Source organism: Lysinibacillus sp. NPDC059133, from assembly GCF_042755925.1.
GTDB lineage: Bacteria > Bacillota > Bacilli > Bacillales_A > Planococcaceae > Lysinibacillus.
The window spans coordinates 105,456-119,140 of the sequence record NZ_JBHZDH010000011.1 but is presented as its reverse complement, the minus strand read 5'-3'; the positions used below and the strand labels follow the sequence as shown (position 1 = coordinate 119,140).

Annotated in this window: 10 protein-coding genes and 1 riboswitch; of the genes, 9 read left to right on the top strand and 1 reads right to left on the bottom strand. The window is 37.4% G+C overall.

The genetic code is table 11. The annotated features are described in order from the left end of the window. Positions 1-233: 233 nt before the first annotated feature. The 5 genes from ACFXN8_RS08685 to prfB all read left to right on the top strand — a co-directional run bounded on the left by ACFXN8_RS08685 (position 234) and on the right by prfB (position 6,490). On the top strand, positions 234-617 hold the full coding sequence (locus ACFXN8_RS08685; protein WP_386844353.1) for a PilZ domain-containing protein: 384 nt from the start codon (positions 234-236) through the stop codon (positions 615-617). Positions 618-790: 173 nt separating this feature from the next. Continuing rightward, positions 791-1,342 (top strand): ribosome hibernation-promoting factor, HPF/YfiA family, encoded by a 552-nt coding sequence (gene hpf / locus ACFXN8_RS08680; protein WP_386844351.1) that lies wholly within the window; start codon positions 791-793, stop codon positions 1,340-1,342. 309 nt (positions 1,343-1,651) lie between these two features. Beyond that, positions 1,652-4,162: a preprotein translocase subunit SecA gene (gene secA, locus ACFXN8_RS08675; protein WP_386844349.1), complete on the top strand. Its 2,511-nt coding sequence runs from the start codon at positions 1,652-1,654 to the stop codon at positions 4,160-4,162. 501 nt (positions 4,163-4,663) lie between these two features. Beyond that, complete coding sequence (locus tag ACFXN8_RS08670; RefSeq protein ID WP_386844347.1) at positions 4,664-5,206, top strand: competence protein ComK; 543 nt, start codon at positions 4,664-4,666, stop codon at positions 5,204-5,206. 182 nt (positions 5,207-5,388) lie between these two features. After that, a protein-coding gene (gene prfB / locus ACFXN8_RS08665; RefSeq protein WP_386844360.1) for a peptide chain release factor 2 occupies positions 5,389-6,490 on the top strand; the annotation gives its coding sequence in 2 pieces (ribosomal slippage) (positions 5,389-5,460 and positions 5,462-6,490; 1,101 coding nt in all). A gap of 241 nt (positions 6,491-6,731) precedes the next feature. Here prfB and ACFXN8_RS08660 read toward each other — a convergent pair. Further along, complete coding sequence (locus ACFXN8_RS08660; protein ID WP_376071286.1) at positions 6,732-7,241, bottom strand: competence protein ComK; 510 nt, start codon at positions 7,239-7,241, stop codon at positions 6,732-6,734. Positions 7,242-7,465: 224 nt separating this feature from the next. On the opposite strand from ACFXN8_RS08660, the gene ACFXN8_RS08655 reads away from it, so the two are divergent. From ACFXN8_RS08655 to ACFXN8_RS08640, 4 genes are all read left to right on the top strand, one after another. Continuing rightward, positions 7,466-7,708, top strand: coding sequence for an IDEAL domain-containing protein (locus tag ACFXN8_RS08655; RefSeq protein WP_376071660.1), 243 nt, complete (start codon positions 7,466-7,468; stop codon positions 7,706-7,708). Positions 7,709-8,331: 623 nt separating this feature from the next. After that, positions 8,332-8,925 carry an RNA polymerase sigma factor gene (locus tag ACFXN8_RS08650; protein WP_386844344.1) on the top strand — a complete coding sequence of 198 codons (594 nt, stop codon included), beginning with the start codon at positions 8,332-8,334 and terminating at the stop codon, positions 8,923-8,925. Next, the gene (locus tag ACFXN8_RS08645; protein ID WP_386844342.1) at positions 8,897-10,024 is read left to right on the top strand and encodes a DUF4179 domain-containing protein; all 1,128 of its coding nucleotides are present in this window, start codon (positions 8,897-8,899) and stop codon (positions 10,022-10,024) included. Before ACFXN8_RS08650 ends, ACFXN8_RS08645 begins: the two co-directional genes overlap by 29 nt. Before the next feature lie 336 nt (positions 10,025-10,360). After that, positions 10,361-10,557, top strand: a riboswitch (cobalamin riboswitch). Between the two features lie 172 nt (positions 10,558-10,729). After that, positions 10,730-13,639, top strand: a complete 2,910-nt coding sequence (locus ACFXN8_RS08640) for an S-layer homology domain-containing protein (protein ID WP_386844340.1) — start codon at positions 10,730-10,732, stop codon at positions 13,637-13,639. Positions 13,640-13,685: the final 46 nt, after the last annotated feature.

Sequence of the window (13,685 nt, the reverse complement as noted above, 5' to 3'; positions counted from 1 at the left end):
AACACCCGCTTAATGTTGTTAAAGCCTCCGGCGGATGTCACGTAATCGGAAAGGAGTTCTTTGTGCAAGCACAAAGCCGATTCCGGACGCAAGTATGCCGAGGCATACTTGATTTTAGTCATGAAATAGGTCTTTAATCAGTAAAATATGTTACTAATTCCCTCTAGATGTAAAACATGCATCGTGTCATAATCAAGCTACATAGATGTTTAGAATAGTATTGAGGTGGGAAGATGATATTTAAGCGCCAAGAAGGCTTTCGATTTAAATTCGATGAGCCTGTTAAAATGACTTTTGCCATATATGAGGATGGTAGAGTCAATCAGGAGCAAACGGCAATGGCTGATTTGCTTGATATTAGTCCGCGAGGTTTAAAAATGTTTACTGAGGTGGATTTAGGTGTCAACCCTCGTCCTTTGGAATTACGTTTTGTTCTGGACACAAGAGAGGTACGAGCTTATGGAGAAGTCATTTGGAGCCGTCCTTTTGGTAATGGTAAGCAGTATGGTGTGAATTTTAATAATCAAGAAGCGGTTGAAGATTTGATTATCGAAGAGTTGAAGTTGCGCCGAAGAAAAGAAGCGGATGAGGCAAAACTAAATAGTATCCATTCATAAAGTGAAAATTCATCAGTGGAGGGATTTTGTTGCTCCCTCACCTAACTTTTTTGCTTTCGCTAATACTGCTCATGCAGGAAAAATTTTTTTTGTGAAAAAAAGAATTATTTTAGAGGAATTTCGCACACTTGTGTAGAAATAGTAAGTATAGCAGTTATAAAGGAGGAGTTTACATGTTAAACTTTAACATTCGCGGTGAAAATATTGAGGTAACTCCAGCTATTCGAGAGTATGTTGAGAACAAAATCGAGAAAGTTGAACGCTATTTTAACGAAGATGTTAACGCCAACGCTAACGTAAATTTAAAGGTTTATAATGACAAGCAAACTAAAGTGGAAGTTACAATTCCAATGAAGAACTTAACTCTTCGTGCAGAAGAGCGTCATAATGATATGTATGCTGCGGTTGACTTAATCGTTGATAAATTAGAACGTCAAATCCGTAAGCATAAAACAAAAGTAAACCGTAAATTCCGTGAGCGCGAAGGTACAGGCCTTTATTTTGCTACTTCTCAAGCAGCAGCGGATGCAACAACAGAGGAAGAAGAATACTCTATTGTTCGCACAAAGCAATTTGATCTAAAACCGATGGATCAAGAAGAAGCTGTTTTACAAATGAATATGCTAGGGCATGATTTCTATATCTTTACAGATGCAGAATCAAACGGCACAAATATTGTCTACAAACGCAGAGACGGTAAATACGGCTTAATTGAAACAACCTAAACTTTAATATGCACAAGGGCTCTCGCCATAGCGGGAGCTTTTTTTATCTTCATTCAGTAGAAAATTCTTATCTCTATAGGTGATGGAATGATTGCAAGTATATCTTTTCACCAAACGCCTACTGAATGAAGATAAGCCTCTGGCAGATGTCACGGATTTTGAATTGTGCTAGCACAATTCAAAATCCGGACGCAATTACGCCAAGGCGAAATTGATTTGAATTCTTTTTAGGCTAGGGACTCTGTTTGCATGAATCTGTTATACAATGGTAAAATGAAAGTTGAGACTATATAGGAAGTGAAAAAATTCATGGTAAACCTATTAAATAAATTATTTGATTTCAATAAACGTGAACTAAAAAAATTAGAAAAAATCGCTGACCAAGTTGAGGGATTCGCTTCTCAAATGGAACAGCTTTCAGATGATCAATTACAAGCGAAAACAGAAGAATTTAAAAAACGCTTTGCCGACGGAGAGCCTTTAGAGTCGATTCGTGCGGAAGCTTTTGCGGTATGTCGTGAAGGGTCAAAGCGTGTGTTAGAGATGTACCCATTCCGTGTACAAATTATGGGTGCTGCGGCATTAGATGAAGGTAATATTGCGGAAATGAAAACTGGTGAAGGTAAAACGTTAACGGCTACGATGGCTGTTTACTTGAATGCCATTACTGGTAAAGGCGTACATGTTGTGACAGTCAATGAATATTTAGCGGGTCGTGATGCTGAGGAAATGGGACATCTGTATAATTTCTTAGGCTTAACGGTTGGTTTAAATTTGAACAGCCTGTCAAAAGAAGAAAAACGTGCAGCCTATGAAGCTGATATTACGTATGGTACAAACAATGAGCTAGGCTTTGACTATTTACGTGATAATATGGTGCTTTATAAAGAGGAACGTGTACAACGTCCGCTACATTTTGCGGTCATCGATGAGGTTGACTCGATTTTAATTGATGAAGCGCGTACGCCATTAATTATTTCGGGGCAGGCTGGGAAATCAGCGCAGCTTTATAAACAGTCTAATGCGTTTGTTCGTATGTTAAGTGCGGAAACGGATTACACATATGAAGAGTCGACAAAGGGTGTTACACTGACAGATGCTGGTGTTGAAAAGGCAGAGAAAGCATTTGGCATTGATAACCTATTTGATTTAACACATGTACGTTTAAACCACGCGATTAACCAATCGTTAAAGGCACATGTAAGTATGCATAATGATGTTGATTATGTTGTGCAAGAGGGCGAAATCATTATTGTTGACGGCTTTACAGGTCGTTTAATGAAAGGTCGTCGTTACTCAGATGGGCTGCATCAGGCGATCGAGGCCAAAGAGGGCGTAGAGATTCAAAATGAATCGATGACGATGGCGACAATTACGTTCCAAAACTACTTCCGTATGTATCAAAAGCTTTCGGGTATGACAGGTACAGCGAAAACAGAGGAAGAGGAATTCCGTAATATTTATAATATGAGTGTTGTGGCGATTCCAACGAATAAGCCGATTGCTCGTGATGACCGTCCTGATTTAATTTTTGCTTCGATGGAAGGGAAATATAAAGCGGTGGCGGCAGATATTGCAGAGCGCCATAGAGCTGGACAACCAGTTCTTGTCGGTACTGTTGCTATTGAAACATCTGAAATTATTTCGGATTTATTGAATAAACATAAAATCCCACATAACGTATTAAACGCGAAAAACCATGAGCGTGAAGCAGAAATTATTGCGAATGCTGGTACGAAGGGTGCAGTAACAATCGCTACGAACATGGCTGGTCGTGGTACAGACATTAAGCCTGGAGAAGGTGTAATGGAGATTGGCGGTTTAGCGGTAATTGGTACGGAGCGTCATGAATCTCGTCGTATCGATAATCAGCTGCGTGGTCGTTCTGGTCGTCAAGGGAACCCAGGGGTTACTCAATTCTATCTGTCACTAGAAGATGAATTAATGCGTCGTTTTGGCTCTGATAATATGAAGAACATGATGATGAAATTAGGGATGGATGATTCACAGCCATTACAATCTAAAGTTGTTTCAAGAGCAGTAGAATCAGCTCAAAAACGTGTTGAAGGTAATAACTTCGATGCTCGTAAACGTTTATTACAATATGATGATGTGCTACGTCAGCAACGTGAGATTATTTATCAGGAGCGTTACGACGTATTAGAAACTGATAATATGCGTGTGCTTGTTGAGTCGATGATTCAAGAAACAATCGATAACATTGTCGCAGTATATACGCAAGGTGAGCAAAAAGATTGGAACTTAAAAGCGATTGATGACTTTGTCGCTGCAAACCTATTAGATGAAGGCGTTCTGAAGGTGGAAGATTTCCAAGGTAAATCTGCAGAAGAGATTAACCAACTAATTTCGAACGCTGTCCAAGTACGTTATGATGAAAAAGAAGAACATCTGACATCAGAGCGTATGCGTGAATTTGAAAAGGTTATCTTATTACGTTCAATTGATACGAAGTGGATTGATCATATTGATGCTATGGATCAGTTACGTCAAGGTATCCATCTTCGTGCATATGGTCAAAATGACCCGCTTCGTGAGTATCAACAAGAGGGCTTTGCTATGTTTGAAGATATGGTTGCTTCTATTCGCGAAGATGTAGCAAAATATGCGATGAAAGCAGAAATTCACAATAATTTAGAGCGTGAGGAAGTTGCAAAAGGTCAAGCTGTTAATCCGAAAGAGGATGGCGGTTCAGCTCCGAAAAAGCAACCTGCCCGTAAAGCTGAAAATGTCGGACGTAATGATTTATGTCCATGTGGAAGCGGTAAGAAATTTAAAAACTGCCATGGTGCAGCTCAATAAGTGTATGATGACGAAAAAGATCATTTTAACGATAAGTTAAGATGGTCTTTTTTTCTATGTTTAAGGATATCTTCACGTCCGATCTCCTTGCTGAAAATTTAGATGTTAGTCAGGTCGGTGAAAGGGAGGGGCCTTTCCAAAAGCACACTGCACTTCACAATGCCTGAGAGCGGACAACGAGAAAAGGTTTGTCCATTTATACTTTGTTATAGAGTTCGTGAAAATATTAGAAAATTCAGAAAAGGTATATGATACTACAACAATAGGTAAATAGTTCAATAAAAAGGGTAATGATTATAACTTTTTTCTGATTTATTATGAATGTGAAGCAATAGTCTGAAAGTTTGAGAATGGGGAGCGGAGGGGGTGATTGATATGCGGAGATAAAAATCCTCGAGAACTGTAGTCATGGGAAGACCTTCTCGAGGAAATACATTGGAGTATACCAATATATTCATTAGTATACTCCTTTTTACTAGAAAATATAAAGGAGGGTTAACAATGCAATGTGATGACATTATGAGTAGCGAAACGATGCTGTATATGCCGGAGTATGATGCCTTGGGAAACTTGTGCACGCGCGTAATTGAAAGGGATAACGAATATATTTCAAAATTAGCACCAACAAAATTAATGGATTATAATCTACGATATTTTGGTTCGAGCTTAAGAGGGGCATTCGATGGCTCGAGAATGATCCTAGGAAAGCTGAATAAAAATCCAATAGTTGTTCATGAACGAAGTAATATTGTATGGTTTCCAAGTAAGTCTTATATACGACCTGAATGTCAATGGTTTGCTGTTCATCATATCCAGGACTATCAAGCTATGGATAAAAAGAATACAAAAGTAATTTTTATGAACGGCTATGAAATTGAGGTGGATCTAAGTTTCAGATCATTTGAATACAGAATTCAAAGAGCGTATTTACTAAAATATAAACTGGAGAAACGAACGAAGTTACTAGTTCAATATGATCAAGGTAGAGTATTCCAGCGAATGACGAACAACGTGATCTTTGACGAAGAAGTTCAAAATGATTGAAACAAAACAAACTATGTCGTAAAAAAGTATGTTTTCCTTCGTAAAAACGTTATAATAAAGAGATACGGGGGTTTCAAAGAAGTGAGGTAGAAGTATTTTAAAATCATTTCTTAATGCTTTTAAAAACCTGAATGGTTGTCATAAAAGTGCCCCATTAATAACGTTCGGAGGATTTAACAATGATGGAATTAGCAGATGTACGTAACGCGTTAGACACTTCAGCCAAAAAATTGGCGGACTTTAGGGGGTCTCTTTGACTTAGAAAATAAAGAGGCACGCATGCAGGAATTAGATGAAATGATGCTTGAGCCAGGCTTCTGGGATGACCAGCAAGGTGCACAGGTAATCATTAATGAGGGCAATGGCTTAAAGGCAATTGTTAATGACTATAAAGATTTAGTGGAAACACACGAGAACCTAGATATGACTCTAGAACTATTGCAAGAAGAGCCTGATGAAGAATTGCAGGAGGAGCTAGGCAATGAATTAGCAGAATTCCAGCAAAAAATGGGCGATTTTGAGCTGCAATTGCTATTAAGTGGCCCGTATGATCAAAACAATGCGATTTTAGAGCTACACCCAGGAGCAGGCGGTACGGAATCTCAGGATTGGGGCTCAATGCTACTACGTATGTACACACGCTGGGCGGAAAAACGTGGCTTTAAAGTAGAAACAGTTGATTATCTTCCGGGTGATGAAGCAGGTATTAAATCTGTAACATTGTCTATTAAGGGTCATAATGCTTACGGCTATTTACAAGCAGAAAAAGGTGTCCATCGATTAGTACGTATTTCACCGTTTGACTCTTCGGGTCGTCGTCATACATCATTCGTTTCTTGTGATGTTATGCCTGAATTCGATGATAATATTGAAATTGATATTCGCACAGAAGATTTAAAAATTGATACGTATCGTGCAACAGGAGCAGGTGGTCAGCATATTAATACGACAGATTCAGCTGTTCGTATTACGCATACTCCGACTGGTACTGTCGTACAATGTCAGGCAGAACGTTCACAAATTAAAAACCGTGAAAAAGCTATGACGATGTTAAAAGGGAAGCTCTATCAATTAGAGATTGAAAAGCAGCAAGCACAGCTAGATGAAATCCGTGGTGAACAGAAGGAAATCGGCTGGGGTTCACAAATTCGTTCATACGTATTCCATCCTTATTCAATGGTGAAGGATCATCGTACAAATGAAGAAACAGGTAATGTAGGAGCGGTGATGGATGGCGATTTAGATCCATTCATTAATGCATACTTACGTTCAAAAATCGGGTAATGCAATCCCCTCAGAGGCACAGTGAAATTGTGCTTTTGAGGGGTTTTTTTATCTTCATTCAGTAAATGTTTTTTGTACCGAAAGCGTAGCGTCAGGTATAGAAGACTCCCACCTCTGCCGCTGCGTTAGCACTATGCTTTCGCGCAAAAAACATTTGCCGCTGCCGCTTCGCTTTCGCGCAAAAAACATTTGTTGGCCTAAAGCCTCCGAACGCAATTACGCCAAGGCGAAATTGATTGCTTTAAAAAGGTGGGTGATTCGGGGTGTCCTGACTAATCTGCTTGCGCTCATTCATGTAATGTTTATATAACATCGATGCATTGACAAATTGCTTGCTCATCGAAGCATATTGAATGGGTAATTCAATCTGTTTATCGTTTTTCAGTGTGACGATACAGCCCGTTTTACTCGGCACAATATTCGAAATGGCGTGAAGTCCAATCCAGATGTTATGGATAGAGTTTGGCGAATAGATTGGTAGAAAAATACACGGATAACCATAATCATAAGCAACAACGATTGGAAGCTTATGCTGATTGCCGAAGAAGCGTTTGGCGGAATGTTTTGCTGCTTCATAGGTTGTTCCTAGTGAAATACAAGATTTTCGTAATATATGCATTGGCTTCCGTGTGACGATCAGTTCATTATGCTTATCAATTACCCGAGTGAAAATTTTAGAGTCGTACTGAACTGGTTGAAGTAAATAGGTGTTAAAAGAAAGTAAATATCCATTGACGTAGTTTGCTGACATCTATGTAAGCCTCCTTTTCTATTTATTCTTGAAGTGTAAAACACAAAATTAAATTCAGAAAATATAGATAAACGAAGGAGGTCCGTGCTATTTCAAGCAATTGCTTAGAAAAATTGCTTAAAATAGCACGAGAATAATAGTAAATCGAAATGATTTTCAGTTCTTAAACATTGCATTTTAATTTCAATTTTCTTATAATTTAGAAAAGGATCGAGGTGAGATCGTTGGATAAATATTATTCGTATACAGATTTTCTAAAAGCCGTTGGTCAGACAAAGAAAGTTGATGAGGCAGAGAAATTATTAAACGAGATTTATTTAGATTTATTTTTAAATCATATCCAGCGTAAGCATCGTGAAGAGCAGCTCATGGTTCTGATAGATAGAGCACTCGATGACAAAGATGAAAACGCATTTCATCTATACGCAAACGAACTAGTAACTTTACACCAAGATACAACTGAATAATATGACGAGCCCGCTCTCTGTTATTGGAGGGTGGGATTTTTTTGTGATTTTATTTGCAAAATTGATGGGTGGATACCTTTAATTTATTAGGAATGTAGAGCAAGTACCTGCATGTTTTGCGACTCGAGCCGAGGTATTTTTGGTTAAAAGTGATTTTTAAAGGAACTTGGATAACCAAGTCTCTTTTATAGAAAATGATTTTATGCAAGGATTTTATACACTTTATCAGGCATGTTGATTAGGAAAATAGAGGTTTATTATTGGCTGATAAAAGGATTTTTTTTTGTTGATATTTTGCTAATGTATGTCCATTTTAACTGATTGTAGCGTAGGGCTACTCGACTCCCGCGGGAAAGCGAGACAGACGAGACCCTGCACGGAGCGCAGTGGAGGAAGCGGCTCGACGCTCGCCCGCAGGAAAGCGAGTAGCCCGTAGCGGAAATCAGAGCCTTCTAATTAATTAGAGTGGATAAAAATGGTTAATAAACACACTTGACACGTTATAGAAGTAAAGCGCGTCCTAAGCTGAGTCTCTTCTTTTAAAATCTTTCCCTAAAATTTTTTTATAGTGTCACAAATCCCCGTTAATTTCAGTTATATAGGTTAGAAAGGAGGGGAGACATTTGACTGTACTGAATAAATCCAAGGAAAATGCCAAATTAGATATAAAATCTATCGTGGAACAAGTTCAAACAGGTGATATTCATGCCTATACAGAAATAATTCGTTGTTTTCAAAAGCCAATCTATATTTACTGCTACTATCTTTTAGGAAACAAAGAAGAAGCTGAGGATGCTGCACAAGATATTTTTATAAAGGGATTGGAGAATATCGGTAATTTTTCTTATACTGTTTCTTTCTCAGCATGGCTTTATAAAATTGCGCATCATCACTGTATTGATTTAATAAAAAAGAAAAATAAAGGCTATAAATTTTGGAAAAGTTTTAAGAAAGATCATGCGCACAATCACACGCATGAACAAGAATTTCAATACGACGATATCATTCATGAGTTATTAGAACAGTTAAATGTGGACGAAAGAAGGATTCTGCTACTTCGATCCATAGAGGAATATAGCTTCGACGAAATCGCTTCTATTATGGAACTTAAACCAACGACTGTTCGAAAAAAATATGAACGATTACGTAAAAAATTGATGAAAAAGAATAAGTTGGGAGGGGAAATTTATGAACACTCGTTCAAAACAGGAGGATAAAGAGTTAGATCAGATAGAAAGATTCATTCGAGAAACCCCTATGGAAATTGATTTAGTTAATCGTACAATGAACAAATATGAAAGCAGTCGTTATACAAAGCAGCCAGAAAGTTCTAGAACCCCTAAGAAAATGCGTCAAAGAGCGATGATGATAGTAGCCTCTGCAGCAATCATTTTTAGTCTTGTATTTGTCACTAGCTTAATTTCACCAACGATGGCTGCGACGATAAAACAAGTTCCTGTACTTTCATCTATTTTCAAACTTGCTGGTGATCTTGGTCTGCAAACTGCTGATGAAAAGGGACTCTCAACTAAACTTAATACAATAGTTACTCAAGATGATTTTACATTAAATGTATCAGAAGTAGTGTACGACGGTACACGTGTTTCAATAGGTATTGGGCGCCCTCATAAAGAAGATGAGAAAGAAACGTTAATGGAACGTATCAGTAAGATCGAATTGTTCATTAATGATGCTTCTGTTAAATCCTTTGCTCCGGATAAATCTATTGGAATTGTTATGAAGCCAGGTAAAGATAATGATTCTGCTATTATTGAGTTTTCTGATCTGAGAAATCAGGGAGGAAGTCCTTTCCCAGAACAATTTGATTTAACAGTATCGGCTACAATAGCTGGCATACAGGATCCTTTCAAAATTGATATTCCTGTGAATAAAATCGAAAACTATCTGACTTTACAACCTAATGTAAGTCGAGAATACAAAAACATTCATTTTAGTGTTGAAAAAGTCGAATTTACACCAATAACGACAGGATTAACTACACGAGTCGTTTTGACTGACAACTCAATTTTCACACTACCTTTACTAACGATGGATGTAGATATTTTTGATGATCAAGGCCATAAACTTAAATTAATTGGCGGAGATGGTTGGAATGCTACAAATGGAAACATTCATATTTCTGATCGTAGATTCCAACCATTTGAAACTATTCCCAAAACAATAACCCTTAAGCCGTATATATACCTCTTTGATGAAAACGAAATGGGGGCATTTCAAATGGATGAAAATAATGAACCAAAGATTCAATACATTCCTGAACTAGAGGTTACACTACCTATTAACTCACAAAAATAAAAAAGTAGAGAAAGTGAGGTTTGCCTTGCTTTCTCTACTTTTTAGTATGTCAAATTATTTACTTGCTTTAAAGCTTAAACTTGAGCCGTCCCTACACCTTGCGACTAATATACTATTAATTCTAGTCTTTAAATGGGAATACTACTTATAAATATCAATTAAGTATATTTAAATATCAATTAAGTATATAAAAAACCATTTATTACAATCGAAGTAGCTTCAATAAAGATATTTTGTTTAATCTCTTTTTTTACGAGTAGAAACATAGAAATATCCTCTTTTTTGTGGAACTATTTTGAAAAAATAAAAAATATGCTAAACTTAACAGTAAGTGAATAGCAAATGCAGAATAAAGGTGCTCTTTTAGGAGCTTAATAGGGAATTCGGTGTAAATCCGAAACTGTTTCCGCAACTGTAAGTGTAGATGGCTACAGAAATTACCACTGTCAAACGAGGAAAAATGCCTCCAGTAGATGGGAAGGTTCTGAATAGGATACACGAGTCAGGAGACCTGCCTTTATTCCATCGTATTAACTCTCTTCGGAAGCTAGGAGAACTTACGGCAAATAGATGGACAGGCAAATTGTGTTTTTGGGCCTTTTTCTGTTTTCCTTAGATGCTCTCCCTTTTATTGGAGAAGCATCTTTTTTATTTTCCGAGTTAATGGCAAATATATTCACCTATAACAAGGTCAGGAGGAGAGAAATGGACTTTTATAAGAAATGGTTGAATATAGCGATTGTCTTTATCTTATCATTTTCGCTATTGTCGCCTGCTGCTCTAGCAGATACGCAGCAAATTGAAACTAGTGAGTTAGAATCTAGCTCCCCTATTACATCTAATGGTGAAGAAGCTAGCGTCTTCCCAGAAATCACAAGTATTACAGATGAAGAAGTAGTAATTGATAAATCATCATTACAAACGGCAATTGAGAAGGCAGAGCAAAACAAAGCACCCGTAAAAGTAAGTGATGATGGAAAAGATATAGACCCTGCTGATTACTGGGTAACTCAAACTGAACAAGATGTGTATACAAATGTAATCGTATCTGCACAACAACTATTAGCAGATGAACATGCAATTCAAGAAGACATTGATGCGAAAGTATTAGCACTAAATCAGGCAACAGAGGAATTTGATAGTGCGAAAAAAGATGGTACAAAATCGAATGCTGAACCAACAACTTCTCAAGCTTACAATACTGTTGCTCAATACATGGTAGAAAAATTACCCGATCCTAAATTCGGTAATGAATGGTGGATCATCACATTAGCTCGCGGTGGCTACGAAGTTCCAGCTGGCTATTTCGACACTTATTATAAAAATGTCGTTGACCATGTTGTTGCTAACGATGGCGTACTAGATAAAAGGAAGTATACAGAGTATTCCCGATTAATTATTGCCCTTACAGCTATTGGTAAGGACCCAACAAATGTTGGTGGTTATAACTTAGTTGAAAACCTATCTGATTTTGAGAAAGTTGCTTGGCAAGGTGTAAACGGTGCTTATTTCGGGTTAATTGCTCTTAATACTTGGGACTTTGAACTATCTGAAACAGCTACTACAACACGAGAAAAACTTATTGAAAGAATTTTAGAAAAGCAATTAGATGATGGTGGTTGGGCTCTATCGGGGACAAAGGCTGACCCTGATATGACAGCAATGGCTATCCAATCGCTAGCACCATACTATAAAACGGATTCAAAGGTAAAAGATGCTGTCGACAAAGCACTAACTACTTTAGCTGATTTACAATTACCAAATGGTGGTTATAAATCATGGGGGTCGGAAAATTCTGAAAGTGCTGCTCAAGTTGTCACTGCCCTTACTAGCTTAGGTATCGATGCGAACAAAGACCCTCGCTTTGATAAAGTTATAGCGAATATTATGACTTATTACAGTCCAGACGACGGCGGGTTTAAACACGTTTTAAGCGAAACAAAAGCAAATGGGATGGCTACAGAGCAAGTTGGCTATACATTAGCTGCGTATCATCGTTTGCTTAACGGTCAAACAGCACTATACGATATGTCAGATACGAAGTCTCAGGATCCTTCGAACCCTGGAGATGGTGGTAATCCATCTAACCCTGGAGATGGTGGAAATAACAATAATTCCGGCAACGGCGAAGATAATCCAGGAGGAAATCTTCCAAATGGACATACCAAGTTCTCAATCACAATCTCCTCTTCGGAGGTTCCACTAAAAGAAACAAAAGTTGAGCTTTATCCAGGAGAAACAGTATTCGACGTATTAAAACGTGTAACAAAGCAAAATGGTATTGCATTAAGCTACCGTGAAACACAATATGGTACTTATATCGATGGCATTAATGGTCTTTATGAATTTGATCGTGGTCCATTAAGTGGTTGGATGTATCGTGTAAATGGTTCTTTCCCTTCTTACTCTGCAGCACTTTACACATTATCACCTGGTGATAATGTTGAATGGCTATATACGCTCGATTTAGGTAAAGATGTCGGTGGGTACGTTGATGGAATTGAAGGTGGTGGCTCTTCAGCTGGAGGAAACAAAGAATGTAAAGAGAAAGATTGTAAAGAAGTAGAAACGAAATGTCCTAACAAAGATGAAAAGTGTGCTGAAGAAACAAACAAAGATAATAAAGATGGTTCTATAGCTGAGATTACTATTGAAAATGGTAGTAATAAAGCAATTATTACATCAGAAGATATTCAAAAACATCTTGAAAAGAACATTAAAAATTTTGTTATTCAAAGTGAAAAGAATTTCAAAATAGAAATACCTACTTCTATATTTAGTGGCATTAAGCTTACTGAAAAAGAACAAGTAAAGGCATCCGTAACGAAAGATGCTAAAAATAAACAATTCACTGTCACATTCGAAATTGAGAATGCTAATGGTAAATCAAAGTCAATTTCTATAGATAAAGAATATTTAAAAGTGACATTACCATCTAACGAATTAAAATCAAATACAGTCGTTTTACAACTTGTTGGTGGCGAATACAAACCTGTTCCACATAAAATTGTGAACGGTGAAATTGTCCTATTCACAAAAACAAGTGGTACCTTCGTTTTAAAAGAAAGTACAGTAACATATAAGGACATTGAACATTTAGCATACAAAGAAGAAATAGAATTTTTGGCGAGTCGACACGTTATTCAAGGAACTACATCAGAGACATTCGAAGCGAATATATCAATTACTCGTGCGCAATTTGCAGCATTAGTTAGTCGCGCACTTGGTTTACAAGCAACAGGTGAAAATCCATTTGACGATACAAAAGGCAAATTGTATGCGACAGAAATTCAAGCTCTGTACGAGGCGGGTATTACAAAAGGTTCAACTACTTCAACATTTAACCCAGAGGAACCAATTACACGTCAGCAAGCGGCTGCATTGATGGCACGCATTTTAGAATATTTAAATGCGGATGTGAAAGCTGGTGGAGAGATTAACTTTAAGGACGCTAACAATATTAGCTCTGAATATCTCCCTTATATTAAGCTATTAAATAGTCTTGATATTATGACAGGTATGCAAGATGGTTCCTTTGATCCTACTTCTTCAATTACTCGTGGGCAAACTGCGAAAATTTTAAAACGTACATTAAATATCGCAGGCATCATGTAATTTCTTTACTAACCCAAACGCTCAACGCATTTGGGTTAGTCCCTTT